Raw genomic sequence first — 24,216 nt, 5'->3', positions numbered from 1 at the left:
CGAGGTGTGCCTTGTCTGCCAAGCTCTCCGTCAATGTGAATGCCATCGCTTTCCTGCGCAACCGCCGCCATGTGCCGTGGCCGAGCGTCGAAGGCCTCGGACGCATCGCGCTCCAGGCGGGCGCCTATGGGCTGACTGTCCATCCCCGGCCCGATGAGCGCCATATCCGCAGGAGCGATGTCGGTATCTTGCGCGACATGATCCGCAAGGAGTTTCCCGGCCGCGAATATAATATCGAAGGCAATCCCGATCCCGACTTCATCAAGCTGGTGAGCGCCGCGAAGCCCGACCAGGTCACCCTGGTGCCCGACGATATCGGCCAGGCGACGTCCGACCATGGCTGGGACATCGCGGCGCATCGGGGCTTCCTCACCGATGTGACCAGCCGCTTCAAAAGTCAGGGCATAAGGGTGTCGGTCTTCATCGATCCCGAGCCCGAGCTTGCGCATCTCGCCAGAGAGGTCGGCGTGGACCGCGTCGAGATCTATACCGGTCCCTATGGCGGCGCGCTCGAGCCTTTGGCGATGGAGCGCGAATTCCGCAAGGTGGTGGCGACCGGCAAGGCGGCGGAGAAGGCGGGCATCGGCCTCAATGCCGGCCATGACCTGACACGCGAAAACCTGCCGCGACTGGTGGCGGCGCTGCCCAACTTGCGCGAAGTGTCGATCGGCCATGCGATCACCGCCGATGCGCTCGTCTTCGGCATGGCCGAGACGGTGCGCTTGTTCCGTCAGGCCTGTGGTGACTTGCGCAGCGAAGCTGCCTAAGATCGACGCATCCGACCTGGGGAACATCATGACAGCAAGCCTGATCACGCTGGTGACGATCGGTTTCGTGCAGCTTCTCGCCGTCATCAGCCCGGGACCGAGCTTCCTCATCACCGCCCAGACAGCCGTGGCGCGCTCGCGCCTCGATGGCATCAAGATCGCCTTCGGGCTCGGCGCCGGCACCGTGGTGTGGGCGAGCGCCGCTCTGCTCGGACTCAATGCCTTGTTCCGGCTGCATCACTGGCTGTTCGTCGGCATGAAGGTGGCGGGTGCTGTCTTCCTGTTGTGGATCGCCATCCAGATCTTCCGCCATGCCCGGCAGCCCATCGACATGAGCGAGCAGAATGGCGAGGCGGCGCGGCGCAATCCGTTCCTGCGCGGCTTCCTCACGCAGATTTCCAATCCCAAGGTCGCGGTTTTCTTCGGCTCCATCTTCGTGGCGATGCTGCCGCAGGATGTGCCCGGCTGGATGATGATGGCCCTTGTCGCCATCGTCACCACCAATGAGGTCGTCTGGTACACGCTGGTGTCGCTGTGCTTTGGCTCAGGTCCGGTTCGGCGCTTTTATCTCGGCGCCAAGGCATGGATCGATCGCGTGACCGGTATTTTCCTCGGCGCCTTGAGCCTCAGGATCCTCTGGCAGGCCCGCGACGCCGCCTGATCTCGGGAATAGGAATGCCCGGGCGCCCGTAAATGGCGCGCTATGACGAAGATGCCATTGCCAGATTTGCGCGAAATTTCTATTGGCCATGGGATGACCGCGGATTCGCTCCTCCCTGGTCTGATCGAGATGGCGAGGGTTCTGCGCTTCGCCCATGAGGAACAGCGTGAAGAGCCTCGACATCGCGATAGCCGGATGTGGGCCAGCAGGGCTCGCCGCAGCCCTGGCGCTGACGCGGATCGGCCATAGGGTCACGCTCTTCGATCAGTTCGATGCGCCCAAGCCGCTCGGCTCGGGCCTGATGATGCAGCCGGCCGGTCTCGATGCGCTGGACTGGCTCGGCCTCGGTGACCGCCTGCGCGAGCTCGGCGCGCCGATCGACCGGCTCTATGGCCGCGAGATCCGTTCCAACCGCATCGTGCTCGATGTGCGCTACGCGGCGCTCGGCAATGGCCGGCGCGGTCTGGCGGTGCATCGCGCGGCATTGTTCAACGTGCTCTTCGATGAGGTGCAGGCCGTCGGCCTGCCGATCGAGACCGGTGTGAAGATCGCGGCGCTCGTTCGTGCCGCGGACCGGCGCCCGCTCCTTATTGCGGAGAAGGGACGACAATTCGGCGCCTTCGATCTCGTCGTCGACGCGCTGGGCAGCCGCTCACCGCTGCTGGGCGAAGCGGCGGCACCTGTGCGGCGCACAAGCCTCGCCTATGGCGCGCTATGGACGACGCTGCCCTGGTGCGACGGTCCTTTCGATGCGCGAGCGCTCGAGCAGCGCTATGAGAAGGCCTCCGTCATGATCGGCGTGCTGCCGGTCGGCCGGCGCTTTTCGGGCGATGACCTGCAGACGACCTTCTTCTGGAGCCTCAAGACCGGGGATTATCCGCTGTGGAAGGCGCAAGGGCTCGGGCCTTGGCGCGACCGGGTTGCGCGTCTGTGGCCGGATACAGAGAATTTGCTCCGGCAGATCATCGACCCCGGCCAGATGATCCTGGCCGGCTATGGCCACCACACTCTGCCCTTGCCCTTTGGTCCTCGCATCGCCTTCCTGGGCGACAGCGCCCATTCGACCAGCCCGCAGCTGGGGCAGGGCGCCAATATGGCGCTGCTCGATGTCAAAGCCCTGGCGGAGGCTTTCACCGAACGGACCGGGCTCGACGAGGCCCTCGCCCTCTATGCGAAGAAGCGCCGGTGCCATGTCCGGCTCTATCAGCTCATGAGCGCCGTCTTCACGCCATTCTACCAGTCGGACAGCCTGATCCTGCCCGGCTTGCGCGACTGGCTCGTCGCGCCCATGAGCCGGGTGCCCCTGGCGGCCAAGGGCCTGGCCCGCATCGTCGCTGGAGACTTCAGCCGAAGCCCTTGAAAACTTAAGGTTTTGAGTCTCTTAGCCGGGTCGGTTCAGGCCGGATCTCAAATCCGGGCGGGATCGACCTATGCACCGAACGCGCTTGCCTTTGGAACCCCGATGTCTATTGTGCGCCCCGGATTTGCGGGCTTTTCAAGCCCGTTCTCATTTTCAGCAACGAGGGAAGTTCTCATGCGCGTTTATTATGACCGGGATGCCGATGTTAATCTGATCAAGGGCAAGAAGGTCGTCATTGTGGGCTATGGCAGCCAGGGCCGGGCGCATGCTCTCAATCTCAAGGATTCCGGCGCCAAGAACCTCGCGGTGGCGTTGCGCAAGGGCTCCGAGACCGCCAAGAAGGCGGAAGCTGACGGTCTCAAGGTGATGACGGTCGCCGAGGCCGCCAAATGGGCCGACATGCTGATGATGGCCACCCCGGACGAGCTCCAGGCCGATATCTGGAAGGACGAGATCGCCCCCAATATCCGCGATGGCGCCGCGATCGCCTTTGCCCATGGCCTCAACATCCATTTCAACCTGATCGAGCCCAAGAAGACGATCGATGTGCTGATGATCGCCCCCAAAGGCCCCGGCCACACGGTGCGCGGCGAATATCAGAAGGGCGGCGGCGTGCCGTGCCTCATCGCCATCCACCAGGATGCCTCGGGCAATGCGCATGATCTGGCGCTCTCCTATGCCTCGGCCATCGGCGGTGGACGCTCCGGCGTGATCGAGACGACCTTCAAGGAAGAATGCGAGACCGATCTCTTCGGCGAGCAGGTGGTCCTGTGCGGCGGCCTGGTCGAGCTGATCCGCGGCGGCTTCGAGACGCTGGTGGAAGCGGGCTATGCGCCGGAAATGGCCTATTTCGAATGCCTGCACGAAGTGAAGCTGATCGTCGACCTCATCTATGAGGGCGGCATCGCCAATATGAACTATTCGATCTCGAACACGGCCGAGTTCGGCGAATACCAGACGGGCCCGCGCATCATCACTGACGAGACCAAGCAGGAAATGCGCCGTGTGCTGAAGGATATTCAGACCGGCAAATTCACCTCGGAATGGATCCGCGAATGCAAGGCCGGCCAGCCGAGCTTCAAGGCGATCCGCCGCGTCAACGACGCGCATCCGATCGAAGAGGTCGGCGAGAAACTCCGCGCCATGATGCCGTGGATCGCCAAGAACAAGCTCGTCGACAAGACCCGGAACTGAACAGGCATGACCGCGCCGCTTGTCATAAGGCCGGCGGCGTGGTCCGATGTCGAAATCCTGACCGATCTGGCCATGTGATCCAAGGCATCGCATGGCTACGATGAAGCCTTCATGGCGATGTGCCGCGAGGAGCTTGCCATCGCCGAGCGCACGCTCAGCCAGCGCGATGTCTGGGTGGCGGAGATCGAGGGGACCATCGTCGGCTTCTTCGGTCTCGAAGCGCCAGAAGACGGCGTGTCGGTGGTCAATCCGATCTTTGTCGAGCCCGATCTCCAGCAGGGCGGTGTCGGACGTGCTCTGTGGCGCAAGCTCGAAGAACGCGCCCGCGCCGCGGGTGCCCGCGCCATCGGCCTCGATTCCGACCCCCATGCCGTCGGCTTCTATGAGAAGATGGGATGCCGGATCATCGGCTGGTCGCCCTCCGGCTCCATTCCGGGAAGAAAACTGCCGAAGATGGAAAAGCCGCTGGTTTGATCCAGCGGCTTTGTCGTTTACGCAGTGCGGTTGAGGAAGCTTTCCAGGCTTTCGGGCTTGCGGCCGGTGAGCTTCTCATAATCACCGGTCATGCCAGCCATTTCACCGGCGGCATTGGCTTCGTGGATGCTGATCAGGGCCTCGACCATGAAGGCTGGCAGCTTTGCGCCGGTCAGGATGGATGCCAGAACCTCGCGTGGCAATTCGGCGACCTTGATCTCCTTGCCCCATTTGCGGGAGAGGATCCGGGCGACCGCAGCCGCGTCATAGGCCTCAGGTCCGGTGATCTCATAGGTGCCATTGGCCTCGGGGCCGGCGAGAAGGGCTGTCGCTGCGGCGAAGGCGATGTCGGCGCGCGGAATATAGGCGACCTTGCCCTTGCCGCCATGGACGGCATAGGCGCCGGTCTCCCTGGCATGCGCGATGGCGCTGGCGATGTTCTCGGCATACTGGTTGTTGCGCAGGAAAATGTAAGCGAGGCCGGACGCCTTGATACAGGCCTCGGTCTCGGCGTGGATCTTGCCGAAAGTGAACAGGCTTTCGGGCCGCGCATTGGTGAAGCTCGTATAGATGATGGTCGCAACGCCGGCCGCCTTGGCCGCATCGATGGCCGCCTTGTGCTGGCGGATGCGCTCATCGACCGGCGCGTCACCCGAGATCAGGAGCAGGCGCTTGCTGCCCTTGAGGGCCGCTTGCATGGTCGCGGGCTTGTCGAAGTCGAAAGCTGCCGTGTGAAAGCCCTGGCCGGCAAAGGCTGCGAGCTTGGCCGGATCGCGAGAGCCCAGTGTCACATTGCCCGGTGCCGTGAGTTTCGCGAGTTCATGGGCGACAAGCTGGCCAAGCTTGCCGGAGGCGCCGGTGACGAAATACATGGAAATCTCCATCATGCTGTTCGATCGCCCGTTCCGACAGAATCGGAACGTGCGATCTGTTCCTTGTTTCGCATCGGATTATCCGAAAACCGCTTGGCACTTTTCGGTCCGATGCGTAGAGTGCTAGTCTCTTTTTGAGACTTGCATTCAGATAGGGCGTTCCGGGTGGGTGCGAAAGACGGCACTTTTCCCGCGCCTGGTTATGTGGAGGTAACCACCCATGCGATCTGCCGAAGGCATCATCCGTATTCCGCCCATGCCGGCGGGTGCCGGGGCTGCACTCATCGCCAAATGCCCGGTGCGCGACGTGCTCGACCGCATCGGTGACAAATGGAGCGTGCTGATCCTCAAGAACCTGGAGGACGGGCCGCAGCGCTTCGGCGCGCTCAAGCGCCTGATCGGCGACATCTCGCAGCGCATGCTCACCCAGACCTTGCGTGACCTGCAGCGCGACGGGCTCATTCTGCGCACCGTCTATCCGACCGTGCCGCCCTCGGTCGACTACCGGCTGACCAAGCTCGGCACATCGCTCATGGACCCGCTCGAGCATCTCGTGCAATGGTCCGACCGCAATCACGACAAGGTGCGCAAGGCACGGGTGTCTTTCGACCGGGCAGGAGTTTCCAGTGGCCATCAATGAGGATATCGAGAAGATCGTTGTGCAGGAGCAGCGCCTGCGCTTCAAACGCTTCGATGAAGACACCGCCTGGCAGATCGGAACCAGACTGCGCGAGCTGGGCGAGGCCCGCAAGCTGCCGATCGTCATCGATATCCGCCTCGCCGGCCGGCAGCTGTTCTATTGCGCCTTTGCTGGCAGCACGCCCGACAATCCCGACTGGGTGCGGCGCAAGAGCAATGTGGTGCTGCGCTATCTCAAGAGCTCATACCGGGTGGGGCGCGAGCTTAGCGCCAAGAACGACACACTCGATACGCATCGCGGCGTGTCGCCCATGGACTTCGCGCCGCATGGCGGCAGCTTCCCCATTCATGTCGAGGGGGCCGGGATCATTGGCGCCATCACGGTCTCCGGCCTGCCGCAGCGCGAGGACCATAATCTGGTGGTCGAGGCGCTGGCAGGTGTCCTCGATCAGCCGCTGGAGGGGCTGGCGCTCGGGCCAGAATGACCTTTTGACATCTCGCTCGTCCGTGAGGCGAGATCGCGCATGTCATCGCCCAACTGCTCCAGGGCGAAACGCAAGGTGAAGAGCCGCGCCGTCTCCTCACGCGGCAGCCGCTTCCGGTCCTCGCCCAGAGCTTCGATCGCCTGTGCCAAAGCGCGGGCGCTCGCCTGATAATTGTCGAGTGCCGGCGCCGCGGTGCGGGCGAGAAGGCTCGTCGATATTCCCCTGAGCACGGCGCCCGCATCGTTGCGCAGCGTCGTCAGAAGCGGGCTGAAATCGCCGAGAATGGCGGTGGGGAGGGGCTTCACCGCGGCGCGTCCCACCATCACCAGGTCATGGCGCACGCGATAGAGCGTGCGCACCACGGGCTCGGGATCGCGCTCGTCGCTCACCCGCATCTTACGCTCGCGCGCTGCTTCCTCGGCGGCGGTCTCGGTCTGCTTCAGGGCGGCGCGGATCCTGGCATGGATGGGCGGGGTGCCCTGGCGGCCCGCATCATTCAGGAGACCGCCCACCAGATTGTCCAAGAGATCGGCATTGAGGCTCGCTACCCTGGCGGCGGCTTCGCGCAGCTGGCTGTGGGCGCGGGTGGGCAGGACCACGAAAGTGACGGCCAGCGCCACGATATTGCCGATGACGATCTCGAGAACGCGATCGAAGGCCGACAGCATGGGATCGGACGACGGCCCGTAGATCGGCAGCATGACGATGAGGGCGGTCACCGGGGCGACGCGAAAGATCGGGTTCACGGCGGCGAGATAGGCCAGCGGCAGGATCGCCACCGCGATCGCCAGCGCCAGGCCAATGTCGGTCGCGTGCGGGACGATGATGGCGATGAGGGCGCCATAGAGCGCGCCGGCGATCGTGCCCCACAAACGATCCAGCGCCGCCTTGAGTGAGCCGCCGACACTGGTCTGGACGACGAGGAGAGCGGTGATGACGGCCCACCAGCCCTGTGGAAGTCCGGCAAGCTTCACCACCGCGAAAGCGGCGACGACGGCGATGACGACACGCAAGGCATGGCGCAGCTCGGCCATGTGCCGGCGGAAGAAAGCCAGCGGGTTTTCCAGCCTCACCTGATGAGCTCGATGATATCGAGCTTCGATTCATATTTGGGCAAGGGGAATTCGAGACGGACGCGGTTCTCGTCCGGTCGCAGCACATAGGCGACCTCGTCGCGGTCGGGATCGCTCGCATAGCGCTTCGGCTTCTCGTCTGCGTAATGCGCCGCGCCGATATAGATGAGCCTTGTGCCGCTGTCGGTATAGAAGGCGCCTGAAGTGCGCTGCGAGCCGGTCAGCTTCTCGAGCTTCCAGCCGGAGCCATCATCAGTCACCCGGCATTTGAACCAACCATAGACGATGAGCGGCAGGTTGCCGCCGAGCTTCACCGTACGGCAGCGCCAATTGCCGGTAAAATCAAAACTTTCCGAAAAGCTGAGATCCTTGCCGGCGAGGATCTTCTCCAATGTCGCGACATCTTCCGGCGCGCCGCCTTTCTTCGCTTCGGCAATTGCTTCGGCCCTCGTCTTGTCAAAGGCGGCCAGACGCTGCTTGTCGGCAGCGGTCATGAGCTTGCCGATCTCGCCGTCGGCATGCGCGGTGATCGAGGCAGCCATCATTACCAGGGCGAAAACGCCATAGCGAGTCAGCATGTGAAATGAACCGCGCATCGAAGCCTCCGTGACAGTCGAGCGGATGCTAGAGACAGCGGATCGAAGCAGCAAGCCGCTTAACTAGACCCTCACCCTGAGGTGGCCGCGTAGCGGCCCTCGAAGGGTGGCGAGCGGCACGACCTGTGTTCCTGGATCGTGCTTCGAGGCTCGCTGCGCTCGCACCTCAGCACGAGGATTTTGCTAGAATTCGCTGCGCGGCTGCGGCTGGCCGGTGACGAAGCCGCTGCCGTCGAGATGATAGATGTCGGGCCGGAAATGGATGCGGCCGTCCTCGGTCGCCCAGGCGGTCAGATACATGATCCTGAGATCGGGGCCGTTCTTCACCCGCTTGTCGAGGCGCTCGCCGGTATGGGCAATGGTCTCGATCATGCCGGCATCGAAGCCATCCTGGCCGGACAGGATCCAGTTCACCAGCACATCGACGCGATCGACGCGGATGCAGCCCGAGCTCAGATAGCGGGCATTCTGGCCGAACAATTCGCGGGTCGGCGTGTCATGCAGATAGACCGCATATTTGTTGGGGAAGTTGATCTTGACGGTCGCCATGGCATTCTGGTCGCCGGGGTCCTGGCGGAACAGGTAGAGATTGCTCGGCGTCGCCTGCCAGTCGACATAGCGCGGGTCGATCACGCGGCCGCTCGCCTTCTCGATGACGCGGATGCGCATCTTGCTCAGCACGTCGGGATCCTTGGCGAGCTTGGGCAGAAGGTCGCGCTGGACGATCGAATCGGGTGCCGTCCAATAGGGATTGAAATTGATGTCGCTGATGCGGCTCATCAGCACCGGCGAAGGACGGTCGAGCTTGCCGGCCACGATATTGTGGCGCGAATAGACGGCGCCGAAATTCACCGCCTCGAGTTGGGCCGAGGGGATGTTGACGAGGATGTAGCGGGGGCCGAGCCTGGCCGAATAGGCAGCGACGCGCGGCTGGTTGATCTGCAGCTGGCGCAAGCGGGCGCCGGCCGGGATATTGAGCTCGGCCAAGGTGCGGTCATCGACCTTGCCGGTCGTGGCGAGGCCATGATTGGACTGGAAGGCCTTCACCGCATTGCGGATCTCGAGCGAAAATTTCTCCGGCTCGTCGACCTCGAGACTGTGGGGTGGCAGATAACCCTCGGCCACCAGGCGCCGGCGCAGGCGCACGACCTGGTCGCTGAAATCACCCTTTTCGAGATTGCGCTCGGTGATCCGCGGCCAGCCGCCATTGCGGGTGATGTGGTCATACATGGCGACTGCCGCATCCATCGCCTGGGGCGAGGAGGGCGTCAGCAGGGCCGCCTGGGCCTCGCCCGCCAGCACCTCGGTCTGGGTGGCGAGCTTGCCCGTCGGCGCCTGGCGGGTGAGCGAGGCGATGGAGCCCGTATAGTCGTTGGACTGGGCAAAAGCGGGTGCCGCAAATCCAGCGGAAAGGAGGAAAGCGAGAGTGATGATAGGCCGTGTCATGATCGGAGCTGTCCCAGGTCTTAACCTGAGACTCGGCGATCTTGGTAAACCGAGGATTAATTCGGCGCGCGATCAGGAAAAGTGGAAGCCGGTTTTCCGTCCGATCGCGCGCCAAATTAATATCTTTGAGCAAATCCTTATCGCCAAAGTCTGCAACTTTGGCGGGATTTGCTCTAGACCGACAAGGCGATCATTTCGCGGCGGAAGGGAACTTCCAGCACATCCGTCGGTTTTGCCTCGAATTCCTCGGCAAACCTTCGCCCGGCATAGACGGCATGGGCGATGGCCGCCGGCGCCCAGGCATCGCCAATCGCGGTCACCGGCGCGCCCATCTGCTTGAGGCCCTGATAGAGGGCGTCATCGGCCTTGCGCGAGGTGACGAGGACAAGGCTTGCCGTCTCGTGCCGCTCTTCCTTGCCGGTATAGATGCAAGAGGTGACGGGGCCCGACGCCTCGATTGCCGACAAAGCCTGTCCGGCGATGATCTTCACGCCGATGTCGAGCAGGCGCGCCTGGATGATCTTCTGCTCCATGGTGTTGACGGTATAGGCGGCGGCGACCGATGCCGGGGTGACATAGGTCACCGTGATGCCCTCCTTCACCAGAAGCTCGCAGAGCACGCTCGCCATGTAATAATGATCGTCGTCGAAGATGACGGCTTCCTTGCCGCGCGGCCTCATTCCCGACATGAGATCGTCGGGAGTTAAGACCTCGATCGCCGCAGCGACCGGAACCGGCAGATATTGGTGATGGCCGGCGCCGTCGCGCCGCCACCGGGCGCCCGTGGCGCAGACGATATGATCGGCGCCGAATTCGAGGGCGGTGTCGGCGGTGAGCTCGCTTTCGAGATAGAGATTGACGTTCGGCATCTTGCCGATCTGGAGGAGGCGCCAGTCGCGCACCCGGCCCCAGGCGGCAAGGCCGGGCAGGCGGCATTCAAGCGCCACGCGGCCGCCGGCCTCGCGCGCGGCATCGGCGATCGTCACCTGATAGCCGCGCTGGCCCAGCGCGCGGCCGGCCTCGAGGCCCGCAGGTCCCGCACCGATGATGAGGATCTGCGCGTCCTTCTCCTTCTGGCGGATGCGCTCGGGATGCCAGCCCTTGCGCCATTCCTCGCCCATGGAGGGGTTCTGGGTGCAGCGCAACGGCGTCTTGGTATAGTCGCCGGTGACGCAGATATTGCAGCCGATGCATTCGCGAATGTCGTCGATGCGGCCTTCCTCGATCTTCTTCGGCAGATAGGGATCGGCGATCGAGGGACGGGCCGCGCCGATCATGTCCATGATGCCCTGGCGGATGACGCGCACCATCGTATCGGGCGAGGTGTAGCGCCCGACGCCGACGACGGGCTTCGTCGTCAGCTTCTTGACGCCCTTGATATAGGGCTCCTGGAAGCCTTCCTCCGAAAAGCGCGAGGTCTGCGAATCCTTGGGCCAGGCGGCAAGCGACAGGTCCCAGAGATCGGGCAACTCGGCCATCATGCCGATCGCATCCTCGACCTCGTTGGGCTCGAGACCGTCGGCGCCCAGAAACTCGCTCATGGCGATACGCACCGGCACGGCACAGGTGTCGCCGACCGCGTCCTTGGTATCCTCGATCACCTCGCGCAGCAGGCGCGCGCGGTTGGCGAGCGAGCCGCCATATTCATCGATGCGGTCATTGGTGGCGCGCGATAGGAATTGCTGGAAGATGCCAAGCCCGTGGCCGGCATAGACATAGATGAGGTCGTAGCCCGCTTTCTTGCCGCGCAATGCCGCGGCGCGGTGGATCTTGCGCAAGTTGCTTATGTCGTCCTTGTCCATGGCGCGCGCATGAACGGGGTCGAAATGATAGGTCGAGACGTTCATCGCCATAGGCGCCATCGGCGTCTCGCGCGAATAGAGATTGGCGGCGGTATAGCCCGAATGGCAGAGCTCGATGCCGGCGAGCGACTTGTGCTCGTGGATCCTGTCGGCGATGCGGGCGAGGGTGGGGATGTCCTGATCGTCCCAGTTGCGCAATTCGACATAGGGCGCCACGTCGCTGCCGGAATGGACCTCCACCATCTCGGTGCAGACGACCGCCCAGCCGCCTTCCGCCTTCATGCCGCGCATGGCGGCCAGCGCCGAAGCGTCACGATAGCCCATGCCATTGCAATGCGGCACCTGATAGAAGCGGTTGCGCGCGGTGACCGGGCCAATGCGGATGGGCTCGAAAAGGATGTCGTAGCGGGGATCGCGGGTCATGGTGGTCTCGATAAGAAGGGAGCAACTGTGTACCAATGACGAACCAATTCCGCCAGCCCTGGACCAATTCCCACCGATGCACGACAAATCACCCCAACTGATCAAGCCCGTTGCCATCAAATCCCTCGATCTCCGGCTGAAATCGGGCAGCTGGGCCTTTGCCGAGGCGGAAAAGCAACGCATCGGCGCGCATTGGCGCAAGCTTGCCGATGGCAATCCCAGGATCTGGAATGGCGATGTGCTGATCTGCTCCGGCGCCGCGATCACGGGCGAAGCGCTCACCGGACAATTCATCAAGACCGACTATGCGAGCTTCGTCGCCTGGCGCGACTGGGGCTGGCCCGACAAGGATGTGTGCAATGTCTTCGGGTCGGCGGCGGTGCTGAGCGCCGATGGGGCGGTGCTCTATGGGCGCATGGCGAGCCATACGCTGAATGCGGGCAAGGTCTATCCTCCGGGAGGATCGCTCGAAATGAAGGATGTCGGCGCCGACGGCGAGGTCGACATCATGGGCTCGATCACCCGCGAGCTCGAAGAGGAGACCGGCCTCAAGGCCGAAGAAGCCGAGCGCGGCGAGCTGCTGGCCATCTTCGATGGGCCGCGTCTGTCGGTGGCCCAGGTCTTTCATTTCGCCAGCGATGCCGCGGCGCTGGCGCAGCGCGTGCGAAGCTATCTGCCCGGCGCCCATGAGGACGAGCTCAGCGACATAGAGGTCATCCGGTCGTCCTCACAAATCGATTCAGCAATCCCACCCTATGCCGTTGCGCTTGCACGATATTTGATCAAGCCGCCGTGACGGAAACATGTCTGGCGAAAGTAGGATTGCGCTTGACGGGCTGTCCTTGAGAGAACAGTCTCAGGACTAAACAGAAGACACCGACAGGGAGGAACCTCATGACACAAGTCTCGCGCCGCAGTCTCCTTGCGCTGATGGGCGGCGCTGTCGTCGCGCCAGGGCTCGGAACGCCGGCCAGCGCGGAAGAATTCATCAATATCCTGACCGGCGGCACCAGCGGTGTGTATTACCCGCTTGGCGTGGCCCTGTCGGAGATCTATGGCAAGAACATCGCGGGTGTGCGCACGCAGGTGCAGGTGACCAAGGCGTCGGTCGAGAATCTCAATCTGCTGCAGCAGGGCAAGGGCGAGATCGCCTTCGCATTGGGCGACTCGGTCAAGGCCGCGGCCGACGGCGATGCGGAAGCGGGCTTCCCCAAGAAGCTCGACAAGCTGCGGGCCATCGGCGCGATCTATCCGAATTTCGTGCAGGTCGTCGCCAGCCAGGACTCGGGGATCAAATCCTTCGCCGACCTCAAGGGCAAGAGCCTGTCGGTCGGCGCGCCGAAATCGGGCACCGAACTCAATGCGCGCGCGATCTTCGGCGCGCTCGGCATGAGCTATGACGATCTCGGCAAGACCGAATACCTGCCATTCGGCGAGTCGGTCGAGCTCATCAAGAACCGGCAGCTCGATGCCACATTGCAATCGGCCGGCCTCGGCGTCGCTTCCATCAAGGACCTGGCGACATCGGTGCCGATCACGGTCGTCGCGGTTCCGGCCGAGGTCGCCCAGAAGCTTGGCGCGCCGTTCCAGGCGGCCGTCATTCCGGCGGGCACCTATGAAGGCCAGAAGGAGGACGTGCCGACGCTGTCGATCACCAACATCCTGGTGACGCGTGCCGATGTCGCGGACGAGCAGGCCTATCAGATGACCAGCCAGCTGTTCGCGCATCTCGACACGATGGTCGCGGCGCACAATGCGGCGAAGGCGATCAAGCCCGAGGGCGCGGCCAAGGGACTTCCGATACCGCTGCATCCGGGCGCCGAGCGCTACTACAAGGAAAAAGGCCTGCTTTAGGTGATTGACGCTTCTCTCCGGAAGCTCACATGACAACCACCGACAAAGCGGCGACCGCGCCGGCCACCGATATTTCGCATGACCCGACCGGCGGCGGGTTCGCGCCGACGATCGAGGGCCGTGTGCTGTTCTGGATCGCGGTCGCCTTCGCGCTCTTCCAGATCGCGACCGCAGCCCATATCCTCAGCGTGCCGAGCCAGATCCTCAGGGCCTTTCATCTCGGCTTCCTGATGTTGCTGACCTTTCCGCTGGTCGCCGGCGCCTATGGCCTTTCGCGGCCGGCAAAGGCCGGCGCCTGGCTGCTGGCGTTCGCAGGCCTCGCCGTCGCGCTCTATCAGTATGTCGAGTATCAGCCGCTGATCCTCAGGGCGGGCGATCCGACGACGCTCGATATCGTCTTCGGCGTGGTGGCGCTCATCACCGTCTTCGCCGCCGGCTATGCGCTGATGGGGGCTGCCCTGCCGATCATTTCCGGCGGCTTCCTGGCCTATGCGCTGCTCGGCCAGTATCTGCCGGCGCCGCTGAACCATCGCGGCTACGACTTCGCGCAGATCATCGACCAGATGGCTTACGGGACCGAAGGCATCTACGGCATCCCGATCTATGTCTCCGCCACCTATATCTTCCTCTTCATCCTGTTCGGCTCGTTCCTGGAGCGCGCCGGGATGATCAAGCTGTTCACCGATGTCTCGCTCGGCTGCGTCGGCCATGCGCGCGGCGGCGCCGCCAAGGTCGCGGTCATCGCGTCGGCCCTGATGGGCACGATCTCAGGTTCCGGCGTGGCCAATGTCGTGACCACCGGCCAGTTCACCATTCCGCTGATGAAGCGCTTCGGCTATCGCCCGGCCTTCGCCGGCGGCGTCGAGGCGACGGCCTCGATGGGCGGACAGATCATGCCGCCGGTCATGGGCGCGGTCGCCTTCATCATGGCCGAGACGCTGGGCGTCGAATACTATGAAGTGGTGAAGGCGGCGGTGATCCCGGCCCTGCTTTATTTCGCCGCGGCTTTCTGGATGGTGCATCTCGAGGCGGGCAAGCACAATCTGACCGGCATGGCGAAAGCCGACCTGCCGTCGCCCATCAAAGCGCTGCGCGGGGGCTGGTACCTGATCCTGCCGCTCGCCGTGCTGGTCTATCTCCTGTTCTCCGGCTACACGCCGCTTTATGCCGGCACGATCGGCCTTGCGCTCACGGTGCTCCTGATCCTCGGCGGCTCGGTGGCGCTCGGCCTGCCGTCGACGGTGCTGCGCGTCATCTTCTGGATCGGCCTCGGCCTCATCGCCGCCAGCTTCTTCCGATTTGGCATCAATGTCATTCTGGTGGCCGGCGCGGCGCTGATACTCATCAACATCTTCGTCAGCGGCGGACGCCGGACCCTGATCGACTGCCGCGACTCGCTGGCGGAAGGCGCGCGCACCGCGCTGCCCGTAGGCATAGCCTGCGCCGTCGTCGGCATCATCATCGGCACCCTGACGCTCACCGGCGCCGCCACTACCTTCGGCGCCTTCATCGTGTCGGTCGGGGAATCGAGCCTCCTCCTGTCGCTGCTCCTGACGATGGTGACCTGCATCGTCCTCGGCATGGGCATACCGACCATCCCGAACTACATCATCACATCGTCGATCGCGGGACCGGCGCTGCTGCAACTCGGCGTGCCCTTGCTCGTCAGCCATATGTTCGTCTTCTATTTCGGCATCCTGGCGGATCTGACGCCGCCGGTGGCGCTGGCCTGTTTCGCCGCCGCGCCCATCGCCAGGGAAAGCGGGCTCAGAATCTCGTTCGAGGCCATCAAGGTCGCTGCCGCCGGTTTCGTGGTGCCGTTCATGGCGGTCTATAATCCGGTGCTCATGCTTCAGGATGGCGGGCCGCTGGCCGCGACGATCGGCTATTGGCCGGCCGTGGCCTATGTCCTGGTCAAGACCACGCTGGCGATCGGCCTGTGGGGCACGGCCGTCATCGGCTTCCTCAAGGGGCGGATGACGTGGTGGGAAAGGCTGCTTGCGGCAGCGTCGGCCTTCACGCTCGTCGCCACACTGCCGATGACCGACGAGATCGGTTTCGTGCTGGCCGTGATCGTATTCGCCCTCCACTGGTACCGCATGCGAGGTGCTGCCACCGCTCCGACACCGACGGCGGGGCTGTGAGCATCTGCATCCTCGCCGGCGGGACGACCACGCTGCTGGCCGGCGCCGCCTTCACGCTGAGCTGGACGCATTCGGTGGAGAAGACGCGCTGGGAGGAGGACTGGAAAGCGACGCCTTCCGGCCTCGAGGTCGTCGCGGCGCGCGTCATGGGCTCGGGCGCCGGCATGGAGCCGCCTGAAGGCGCCATCCTGAAAGACGGCTGGTGGTCCTATGTTCCGCAGGTCAAACCGCAGCGCCAGCTGGTGCTGGCCGCGTCAGGCGCGACGGGAGGCGGCTGGACCCTGTGCGCGTCAGGCAAATGCGCGGCGATCGGCAGCAAGCCCGGCGAGCCCGCGGTCGTGACGGTCTGCGCGCCCTGACGGATTGCACCCCGACAATTCGTCAGGGTGCAATACTTCTCTTGCCGCGGCCCAAATCCGCGATTACCAATCGCGCCCATGGATCTCAAATTCAACACCCTCGATGTCTTCACCAACCGGCGCTTCGGCGGCAATCCGCTGGCCGTCGTGCATGACGCCGATGCTCTGTCGACGGAGCAAATGCAGGCGATCACGCGCGAGTTCAATCTCTCGGAAACGATCTTCGTGATGAAGCCCAGCGATGCCAACAACACCGCGCGGGTCAGGATCTTCTTCCCCGGCGGCGAGATGCCCTTTGCCGGCCATCCGACGCTGGGCTGCGCCATCCTGCTCGCCGAGATGAAGAACAAGCCGGGCTGCTCGTTCGAGACCGAGATCAGGCTCGAGGAAGTGGCGGGGCTGGTGCCGGTCAAGGTCACGCGCATCGGCGATGTGCCGCATGGCATGTTCAAGGCGCCCGTCGTGCCGGTTAAAGTGGCCGACGGTCCGGCGAAAGCTGATATCGCGGCGGCGCTCGGCATTGCGGCGGACGAGATCGGCTTCGACGATCATGCGCCGATCATGCTCAGAGGCGGACCGACCTTCTTCTTCGTGCCGGTGCCGTCACGCAAGATCCTCGAAAAGTCGCGGCCCTGCGAGCCGGCCTGGGGCGCCCTCATGTCCGTCCTCGGCAAGCATGAAGCCGCGGTCGATGCGGCCTATGTCTATACCAGGGGCGGCGACGGCAAGGAGACCTCCTTCCGCTCGCGCATGTTCGCGCCGGGCGGCGGCATCCCCGAGGATCCCGCCACCGGATCGGCGACGGCGCTGCTGGCGCGCCAGCTCCTGATCTCCGACAGGCTCAAGGACGGCAAGCACCGTTTCGTCATCGAGCAGGGCTATGAGATGAAGCGGCCAAGCGACCTCGTGCTCGAAGCCGATGTCGCTGAAGGCGATCTCACGGAGGTGCGGGTAGGCGGCCAGGCGGTGCGCGTCTGCGCCGGCGTGATTACGGTGTGACGGTATTTCCTTCTCTTCCCTTCTCCCGTCCGGAGGATGGGAGAAGGTGCCCGACCTTGCTTCGCCGAAGCGGACGTTATCTGCTCTGTCGGGGAGGAACCTCGGCTTCGCGAAGGCAAGAGGGCGGATGAGGGCTCTTGCTCGACACCTTATAAACATCCCAACACGATGCCCTTTGTAGCCAAAGAGCCCTCACCCGGCCTTCGGCCACCCTCTCCCATTGCTTCGCAACGGGCGAGGGGGGATATTCTGAGAGGGTTCGTAAGAGATCAATCGATATCGAGCATCGCCTTGGCTTCGGCCGAGACGTCCAGGCTTTCCTGGGTGTTGCCGGCGGCGCAGAGCTGGGCCGCCTGCTTCTTCATGTCCTCGAGCTGGGCGCGATCGTCGCTCGATACATCCTTGGAGGCGAGCGCCGCCTCGATCTTCCTGACCTCGTCCTGGCATTGATCGGCAAAGGCCGGCGCCGCGGCGGCGGCCAGCAAAGCGAGCGCAAGAAGAGACAGCCTCATGATCGATATCCCCGGAAAGCAACTGGACAGCACGATGCCCGACAAACATGTCGGAACTTTGCAGGCTTTTAGCCGATAGCTGGCGCACAAGCAAAAGGCCCGGGAACGGGCCCGGGCCTCTGGCTGGAGCGGAAGAAATTACATGCCGAGAAGCTTCAGCGCTTCATTCAGGCTCGCTTCGGAGGCGGGATGATCGCCCGCATCATGGGCGGCCTTGCCCTTGTTGTAGAGGTCCATGACCTCAGCCTTCTTGGCGTCATCGAGCTGGGCCGTCTTCATGGCTTCATTGATCTTGTTCATCAAAGCAGGGCACTGGCTGGCGAAAGCGGGCGTCGCCAGAGCCAGGAACGAGGCGATTATCAGGGCTTTCTTCATGGGATCCTCCTTTTTGCCCGGTCCATCCGGACTGCACTCCCTTACAAGCTACGCCGGGCGGGGGAGGGGTATTCCTTACCGTCTTCCCCTCGCCCGTTGCGAAGCAATGGGAGAGGGTGGCCGAAGGCCGGGTGAGGGCTCTTTGCCTGCAAAATGCAGGACTCTTGAACGCTTCGAGAAAGAGCCCTCATCCGCCCTTTGGGCACCTTCTCCCATCCTCCGGACGGGAGAAGGGAAATGGTGGGATGAAGAGGCGAGGTTGCGCGGGGCCCGCGCTTAGGCTATCAACAGCCCCGACATGGCTCATGCATCCACCCAGACCCTTGCCCCGACCGGCTGCCTCGGCGCCGGCCTGCTCGGTCTTGGCCTTCTTCTTAGATGCCCCTGAATGCCGGCAGCCCTGTCACGGGCGGGTCTTCAGGGGATGCCAGTTTTCCAAACCAGATCTTAAGGCCGCAAGCCGGATAATTCCGGCGCCATGACAGGACAAAACCCATGAATTCCGACCAGGTCGTCATCTTCGACACCACCTTGCGCGACGGCGAGCAAGCCCCCGGCGCCACCATGACCCATGACGAGAAGCTCGCGGTCGCCGACATCCTCGACGAGATGGGGGTCGACATCATCGAGGCCGGCTTCCCGATCGCCTCGGACGGCGATTTCGAGGCGGTCTCGGCCATCGCAAAGCGCGCCAAGAAGGCGGTGATCGCCGGCCTCGCGCGGGCGATCAACAAGGACATCGACCGCTGCGGCGAGGCGGTGAAGCATGCCAGGCAGCCCCGCATCCACACTTTCGTGTCGACCTCGCCGATCCATCTGGCGCACCAGATGAAGAAGACGCAGGAGGAGGTGCTCGACATCATCTCGACGACGGTGGCGAGAGCCCGCAATCTCGTCGACAATGTCGAATGGTCGGCGATGGACGCGACGCGCACGCCGATCGAGTATCTCTGCCGCTGCGTGGAGACGGCGATCAAGGCGGGAGCGACGACCATCAACCTGCCGGACACGGTGGGCTATGCGACTCCGCAGGAATATCAGAAGATGTTCGAGGATATTCGCGAGCGCGTGCCCAATGCCGGCAAGGCGGTGTTCTCGGTCCACTGCCACGACGACCTCGGTCTCGCGGTGGCCAATTCGCTGGCGGGCGTCCATGGCGGGGCGCGCCAGATCGAATGCACCATCAACGGCATCGGCGAGCGCGCCGGCAATGCGGCCCTCGAAGAAGTGGTGATGGCGATCAAGACGCGGGGCGATGTGCTGCCCTACCATACCGGCGTCGACAGCACCGTGTTCAACCGCATCTCGAAGCTTGTCGCCGCGGTGACGTCCTTCCCGGTGCAGTACAACAAGGCGATCGTCGGGCGCAACGCCTTCGCGCATGAATCGGGCATCCACCAGGACGGCATGCTCAAGAACACCGAAACCTATGAGATCATGACGCCGGCCTCGGTCGGCGTGACCAAGACCTCGCTGGTCATGGGCAAGCATTCCGGCCGCCATGCCTTCAAGGAGAAGCTCAAGGAGCTGGGCTATGAATTGGGCGAGAACCAGCTCGAGGACGCCTTTGCGCGCTTCAAGGCGCTGGCCGACCGCAAGAAGCATGTCTATGACGAGGATATCGAGGCGCTGGTCGATGGCGAGATCGCGCAGCAGCATGAGCGCATCAAGGTTCTGTCGCTCACCGTGATCGCCGGCACGATGGGACCGCAGACGGCGACGCTCACCCTCGACATCGACGGCCATCATGTGACCAGGCAGGCGACCGGCAACGGCCCGGTCGATGCGATCTTCAACGCCATCAAGGCGCTGGTGCCGCATGAGGTGAAGCTCGCCCTCTATCAGGTGCATGCGGTGACCGAGGGCACCGATGCGCAGGCCGAAGTGTCGATCAGGCTCGATGACGAGGCGCAGGGCAAGTCGGTGACCGCCAAGGGGGCGGATCCCGACACGCTGGTCGCCTCGGCCAAGGCCTATGTGTCGGCGCTCAACAAGCTCAAGATCAAGCAGGCCAAGGGCCAGCTCGAAGGCGTCACCCTGGCGCGCGGCGAAGCGAGGAGAGGGCCGTAAGCACAGTTCCCCTCCCCCTTGCGGGGAGGGGTTAGGGGTGGGGGTCGGGTGGTCTTGCAGAAACGAGTTCTATCTGCTGCATCGCTATCCGGTGATCTTGAAAGACCACCCGACCCCCACCCCGCCGCTTCGCGTCGACCCTCCCCGCAAGGGGGAGGGTAAACAGCGCTCGTCCGATAGGCCGGATGAGGGCTCTTTTCCCGCGAAGTGGGCCAACATCTTGAGCCAAAGAGCCCTCACCCGCCCTCTCGGGCACCCTCTCCCATCCTTCGGACGGGAGAGGGGAAGTGTCTTGGAGAGGAGAGCTGCCCCCTACATCGGAAGATTCAGCTTGCCCAGGCCGATGAACTGGGTTTCGCCGGAATGGTCATCGATGCCGTCATTGTCGGTGATGATATAGGCATCGCCGGCCGCGTCGATGGCGAAGCTCTCCACCTTGTCGAGGACGAAGCCCTTGGGTGCTTCGAGATCGGGCAGGAGGTCACGCAGCTCCTTCTTGGCGACGACCGGCAGCGGGCCGCCAAGCGGAGCGGGCTTGAGGCTGTCCTGGGGAATGAAGACCAGCTTCTTGATCCTGGCATCGCGGCCGACCTGGTTGTCGCGCTCGATCACCACGAGGCCGCCCGGGCCTGAGGTGATTTCCGACAGGCCGACCCAGCCCTTTTCCGCCTTGTCGAGCGGATAATGCACGGCACCCCAGCTCTTGTCGGAAGGCTTGTAGGCCAGAAGCTTGGTCAGCCCCTTGGGATCGTCCTTCCATTCGCGCTGGACGGCGAGCCAGATGGTCTCCTCGGCGCCCGAGCCCGTGACGGTGACACCTTCGAAGCCGAAGCGCGTCGCCTCAGCGGCGAGCGTCTCGGGGATGGCGATCTCCTCGAGAATGGCGCCCTTTGCATCGGTCCTGACCAGCATGGAGCGGGTCTTGTCCTTCTCGCGCTCGGGATTGCCTTCGGAAGCAAGCCAGAAGCCGCCATCGGATGAGAGCGCGATGCCCTCGAGATCGAGGAGCTTCGCCGGCTCTCCGCCCTTGGTGACGATCATCCGGCCCGAGATGACGGCAGGCTTCTTCGTGGCATCGATCGTGTAGATCTGGCCTTGCGAGAAGGCGCTGTCGGTCACCGCAAAGAGCTTGCCGGGCTCCTTCGCATCGGCAACGGTGCCGGAGATCGCCGCCCAGGGCAGCGGCAGGCCATTGGCGTCATCGGCCGAGATGAGGGTCGGATAGGCGAGGGCGCCTTCACCGCGTTCATAGAGGGTGACGACGGAACCGATCAGGCCATCCTCGCGCAGATCGGTCTCGGCGGCGGTGACGAAGAGCTTGCGCTGAGGGATCGCCAGCAGGCCCTCGGGCCCGATGCCGCCCGGCAAAGCCTGCAGGAGGGTCGGCGCCTTGCCCGCACCTTCATCCTTGTAGACGAGAACCAGCGAGCCGCGCTCCGAACCGATGAACAGCAGCTTGTCGGCGCCGAAGCTCGCGACTTCCGCGCCCTCCGGCTCGCTGCCCTTCTTGTTGCGCTTGTCGGGGTAATGGCCGAGGCGCACCACCTCATGCTCGAAGGAATTGCCGCTGTCATAATCGACCGTGCCGTCCTTCCTGAAGATGGTGAAGCCGCGGCTGCCGCCTTCGAGATCGCCCTCATTGGCGGTGACGAAACGCTCGTCATCGATCCAGCCCACGGCATCGGGCTCGCGCTTGACAGCTTCCATCTTGCTGGTCAGCGAAATCACACCGTCCTTCTTGATATCGATCCCTGTCAGGTCGACGGCGGCGGCGCTGAAATTCTGCGTGACCTTGCCGACGTTAAGATCGGCGATGACGATGTGGTTGTTCTCCTGGAGGCTCAGCACCACTTCGTTCCTGCCGTTGATGTCGACGAATTCGGGCTCGGGGTCCTCGGGCGCGATCCGGGCGAGGCCCGAGACATCGATCACCTTCCTGCCGGCGCAATCGACCATGCCGTCGGCGCCGACGCCGAAGCTCACCAGGAAGCCGCCGGGAAGCTGCGGCATCTTGCCCTCGTTCACGTCCTCGTCGCGCTCATTCTCGATGGCGATGGCGAGAAATTTGCCGTCGGCGCTCCTGGCCAGCGAATCGGGCTGGCCGCCGAGATCGCAAGTTCCGGCGACCGCCTTCGTGGCGAGATCGACGACCGCCAGATGGCCCGAGGGCTCGGCTTTCGATTTCGAGGTGACGACGCCGACGAGGGCATAATTGCCCATGACGACGGTCGAGGTGGGCTCGCCGCCCAGCGCCACGGTCCCCAAGGGCTTGGGCGACTTGGGGTCGGTGATGTCGATGAGGCCGATGCGCTCGCCCGGGCTGTCGGTATAGACGAGCGTATTGCCGTCGGCGGTGGCGGTGATGATCTCGGCCACGGTCGATTTCTTCGGATCGGCGTCCCTGGGCAGGTTGTCGACCACATGGAAGGTGGCGATGCGGTTGAAGACCTCGGCGGCATTGGAAGCGAGCGCCGTGCCGGAAAGCAGGGCCGCCGCGAGTGTCGTGCGGATAATCGGTGTGAGCATGAATGTCCCCATGGATGTGCCGTTGGAATCGTCCAAGGGAAGTTAGAGAAGGCGCGGATGAAGATCAGATGACAACGGGGAGAGGAAGGCGCAGGCGGTGGAAAAGATCGATCATCAAGATGGATCATCCACACAATCGGCTTCGGAGAGAGCAGGGGCGTTTATTTTCTTGATCGGCCTGGCAAAAGTTCGATTTTTTCACCGGTGAACAGCCGGTATTTCCCGCTTCAGGCCTGACGGGACGGCGATTTGAGCCGTTGAACGGATACAGGGAATTTACAGGGAATTACAGGGAATTTTCGCAAAAAAGATCTCGCCTCGGCTATTTCAATGACTTAGCAGACCGAGCAGGGAATATCAGGGAATTCGATGCTTGCCCGATCCTGTCGACTGTTCTGGACCAGGCGTTGTCATAGTCCACGGCAGCCGACGCAGTTTCCGACCGTGGTATTTCCCAAACGCCATTTGCGCACGCAATGTCAAGAGCAGCGGGAGACTGCGAAGCGACGGGCTGGCACGCTTTGGAACGCTGAGTCGCGCGTGAAATCCGCGCATTCTCGGACTCCCGCTTGAGTCCATTATCTTCAAAGCGTCGGAAAAATATGCGCTCACACCGCAATCGGGCGGCGTGGCGGTCAACGCACCGGGCGCGTCGGGCAGAAACCTGCCGCGAGACGGGTGATAGTCTCGTGCAGCTGCGCAACCTGAGCATTAGTTGGAGCGACCGGTCCCGAAATCACAACCTCCCGGCCATCGGTGGCCACCAGCATCAGGTAGTCGATCTCGGCTCCGATCCCCCGCGTCTCGGTATGCCGCCGGAGTTCGGCCCGGTCGAGTTCGCCCCACGCAATGCGTGTGGTGCCTAGACACCGACTGTAGAGAATGCCTTCGTCGTTGAGTTCCAACCGCGGGCAATCTCGCGCCAGGTACACTAGTGCGAGGACCGTAAAGGCGAGGCCGGTGCCACAGACCATCCACCCGACCGCCGACGGATGCGTTTGCTGGCGGAATGGACCTGCTGGACCCACCAAGCCGCCGTCCTGATCGAAGATCATCATGATCCCAATCCCGATCAGCGCGATACCAAAGGCGAGCAAAATCAGCTTGAGGCGCGACGTCCCCTTGAAAACAATTGGAAGTGGGTCGCCTGCCAAAACAATGTCCTCCGTCGCAGACCCTTGCGTCTCGAGCGCAGTTACCCCTTGGGCAATGGGTGCCCGGATCGGAAGTCAGTCGCGGGTCACCCTCGTTCGTCGCCGTCGGCCACTGACTGGCCGCCATAGTACGAACGACCTGACGAACGTCAAGCTCACCGTGGACCAAGACGCCACTGCTCTTGTTGGAGGATTTCGGTGCACAAAATATCGACGCAGCAGGCAGAGCACGCCAACAGGAGCGAAGGCGATCATAGATCGCGAGGTTATGTGGTCGGAGAGATGTCAAGTGCGCTGTCACGAAACCGCTCGGAATTAAATGCACTGTCATGTCTGGACGGCGCCCTGTTGGCAAGAGGTTTGCGAAGCGATTTTTGTGGGCAGTGCGCAGGATGCAGTCATGTCTACGGCCTGTGGTGCAGTCTTGACCT

The 24,216-nt window shown here is 63.4% G+C and carries 22 protein-coding genes; 13 read left to right on the top strand and 9 right to left on the bottom strand.

What is annotated here, in order from left to right:
• Positions 1-11: 11 nt before the first annotated feature.
• The 5 genes from DT068_RS24335 (at position 12) to DT068_RS24315 (ending at position 4,456) form a co-directional block, all read left to right on the top strand.
• Entirely contained in the window at positions 12-767 is a 756-nt protein-coding gene (locus tag DT068_RS24335) for a pyridoxine 5'-phosphate synthase (RefSeq protein ID WP_119392499.1), read from the top strand.
• A gap of 28 nt (positions 768-795) precedes the next feature.
• The gene (locus DT068_RS24330) at positions 796-1,428 is read left to right on the top strand and encodes a LysE family translocator (protein WP_119392498.1); all 633 of its coding nucleotides are present in this window, start codon (positions 796-798) and stop codon (positions 1,426-1,428) included.
• A gap of 166 nt (positions 1,429-1,594) precedes the next feature.
• The gene (locus tag DT068_RS24325; protein ID WP_119392497.1) at positions 1,595-2,788 is read left to right on the top strand and encodes an FAD-dependent oxidoreductase; all 1,194 of its coding nucleotides are present in this window, start codon (positions 1,595-1,597) and stop codon (positions 2,786-2,788) included.
• A 174-nt stretch (positions 2,789-2,962) separates the two neighbouring features.
• Entirely contained in the window at positions 2,963-3,982 is a 1,020-nt protein-coding gene (gene ilvC / locus DT068_RS24320) for a ketol-acid reductoisomerase (RefSeq protein WP_119392496.1), read from the top strand.
• Positions 3,983-4,093: 111 nt separating this feature from the next.
• Positions 4,094-4,456: a GNAT family N-acetyltransferase gene (locus DT068_RS24315; RefSeq protein WP_119392495.1), complete on the top strand. Its 363-nt coding sequence runs from the start codon at positions 4,094-4,096 to the stop codon at positions 4,454-4,456.
• A gap of 17 nt (positions 4,457-4,473) precedes the next feature.
• Here the strand turns inward: DT068_RS24315 and DT068_RS24310 are convergent, their stop codons facing one another.
• A complete protein-coding gene (locus DT068_RS24310) occupies positions 4,474-5,328 on the bottom strand; it encodes an NmrA family NAD(P)-binding protein (protein WP_162914422.1) in 855 nt (284 codons plus the stop codon).
• 220 nt (positions 5,329-5,548) lie between these two features.
• On the opposite strand from DT068_RS24310, the gene DT068_RS24305 reads away from it, so the two are divergent.
• Complete coding sequence (locus DT068_RS24305; protein ID WP_119392493.1) at positions 5,549-5,968, top strand: winged helix-turn-helix transcriptional regulator; 420 nt, start codon at positions 5,549-5,551, stop codon at positions 5,966-5,968.
• Positions 5,955-6,452 carry a heme-degrading domain-containing protein gene (locus DT068_RS24300; RefSeq protein WP_119392492.1) on the top strand — a complete coding sequence of 166 codons (498 nt, stop codon included), beginning with the start codon at positions 5,955-5,957 and terminating at the stop codon, positions 6,450-6,452. Before DT068_RS24305 ends, DT068_RS24300 begins: the two co-directional genes overlap by 14 nt.
• Here DT068_RS24300 and DT068_RS24295 read toward each other — a convergent pair.
• The 4 genes from DT068_RS24295 to DT068_RS24280 form a co-directional block, all read right to left on the bottom strand.
• Positions 6,416-7,525 (bottom strand): FUSC family protein, encoded by a 1,110-nt coding sequence (locus tag DT068_RS24295; RefSeq protein ID WP_162914421.1) that lies wholly within the window; start codon positions 7,523-7,525, stop codon positions 6,416-6,418. The two genes, DT068_RS24300 and DT068_RS24295, sit on opposite strands and share 37 nt — an antisense overlap.
• The gene (locus DT068_RS24290) at positions 7,522-8,121 is read right to left on the bottom strand and encodes a DUF4893 domain-containing protein (protein ID WP_368905117.1); all 600 of its coding nucleotides are present in this window, start codon (positions 8,119-8,121) and stop codon (positions 7,522-7,524) included. The genes DT068_RS24295 and DT068_RS24290 overlap by 4 nt, the downstream gene beginning before the upstream one ends.
• Positions 8,122-8,304: 183 nt before the next feature.
• On the bottom strand, positions 8,305-9,567 hold the full coding sequence (locus DT068_RS24285; RefSeq protein ID WP_119392489.1) for a L,D-transpeptidase family protein: 1,263 nt from the start codon (positions 9,565-9,567) through the stop codon (positions 8,305-8,307).
• A gap of 173 nt (positions 9,568-9,740) precedes the next feature.
• The gene (locus DT068_RS24280) at positions 9,741-11,792 is read right to left on the bottom strand and encodes an oxidoreductase (RefSeq protein ID WP_119392488.1); all 2,052 of its coding nucleotides are present in this window, start codon (positions 11,790-11,792) and stop codon (positions 9,741-9,743) included.
• A 76-nt stretch (positions 11,793-11,868) separates the two neighbouring features.
• Between DT068_RS24280 and DT068_RS24275 the strand changes: the two genes are divergently transcribed.
• The 5 genes from DT068_RS24275 (at position 11,869) to DT068_RS24255 (ending at position 17,148) form a co-directional block, all read left to right on the top strand.
• Positions 11,869-12,588, top strand: a complete 720-nt coding sequence (locus DT068_RS24275) for an NUDIX hydrolase (protein WP_119392487.1) — start codon at positions 11,869-11,871, stop codon at positions 12,586-12,588.
• A gap of 134 nt (positions 12,589-12,722) precedes the next feature.
• Positions 12,723-13,646 (top strand): TAXI family TRAP transporter solute-binding subunit, encoded by a 924-nt coding sequence (locus DT068_RS24270; protein ID WP_119392632.1) that lies wholly within the window; start codon positions 12,723-12,725, stop codon positions 13,644-13,646.
• Positions 13,647-13,675: 29 nt separating this feature from the next.
• Positions 13,676-15,790, top strand: a complete 2,115-nt coding sequence (locus tag DT068_RS24265) for a TRAP transporter permease (protein ID WP_119392486.1) — start codon at positions 13,676-13,678, stop codon at positions 15,788-15,790.
• On the top strand, positions 15,787-16,149 hold the full coding sequence (locus tag DT068_RS24260) for a DUF1850 domain-containing protein (RefSeq protein WP_119392485.1): 363 nt from the start codon (positions 15,787-15,789) through the stop codon (positions 16,147-16,149). Before DT068_RS24265 ends, DT068_RS24260 begins: the two co-directional genes overlap by 4 nt.
• 78 nt (positions 16,150-16,227) lie before the next feature.
• Positions 16,228-17,148 carry a PhzF family phenazine biosynthesis protein gene (locus tag DT068_RS24255; protein WP_119392484.1) on the top strand — a complete coding sequence of 307 codons (921 nt, stop codon included), beginning with the start codon at positions 16,228-16,230 and terminating at the stop codon, positions 17,146-17,148.
• A gap of 269 nt (positions 17,149-17,417) precedes the next feature.
• Here the strand turns inward: DT068_RS24255 and DT068_RS24250 are convergent, their stop codons facing one another.
• Together DT068_RS24250 and DT068_RS24245 are read right to left on the bottom strand one after the other, a co-directional pair.
• A complete protein-coding gene (locus tag DT068_RS24250) occupies positions 17,418-17,660 on the bottom strand; it encodes a hypothetical protein (protein WP_162914420.1) in 243 nt (80 codons plus the stop codon).
• A 138-nt stretch (positions 17,661-17,798) separates the two neighbouring features.
• Complete coding sequence (locus DT068_RS24245; RefSeq protein ID WP_119392482.1) at positions 17,799-18,035, bottom strand: PA2433 domain-containing protein; 237 nt, start codon at positions 18,033-18,035, stop codon at positions 17,799-17,801.
• Positions 18,036-18,530: 495 nt separating this feature from the next.
• Between DT068_RS24245 and DT068_RS24240 the strand changes: the two genes are divergently transcribed.
• On the top strand, positions 18,531-20,105 hold the full coding sequence (locus DT068_RS24240) for a 2-isopropylmalate synthase (RefSeq protein ID WP_119392481.1): 1,575 nt from the start codon (positions 18,531-18,533) through the stop codon (positions 20,103-20,105).
• 312 nt (positions 20,106-20,417) lie between these two features.
• Here DT068_RS24240 and DT068_RS24235 read toward each other — a convergent pair whose 3' ends face one another.
• On the bottom strand, positions 20,418-22,631 hold the full coding sequence (locus DT068_RS24235) for an esterase-like activity of phytase family protein (RefSeq protein ID WP_119392631.1): 2,214 nt from the start codon (positions 22,629-22,631) through the stop codon (positions 20,418-20,420).
• 635 nt (positions 22,632-23,266) lie between these two features.
• Entirely contained in the window at positions 23,267-23,785 is a 519-nt protein-coding gene (locus DT068_RS24230; protein WP_119392480.1) for a PH domain-containing protein, read from the bottom strand.
• Positions 23,786-24,216 lie beyond the last annotated feature (431 nt).

Origin of the sequence: Taklimakanibacter lacteus (assembly GCA_003576695.1) — a bacterium.
Taxonomy (GTDB): domain Bacteria; phylum Pseudomonadota; class Alphaproteobacteria; order Rhizobiales; family Aestuariivirgaceae; genus Taklimakanibacter; species Taklimakanibacter lacteus.
Note: the sequence above shows the minus strand (reverse complement) of the source record. Positions and strands in the feature narration are given on the sequence as shown.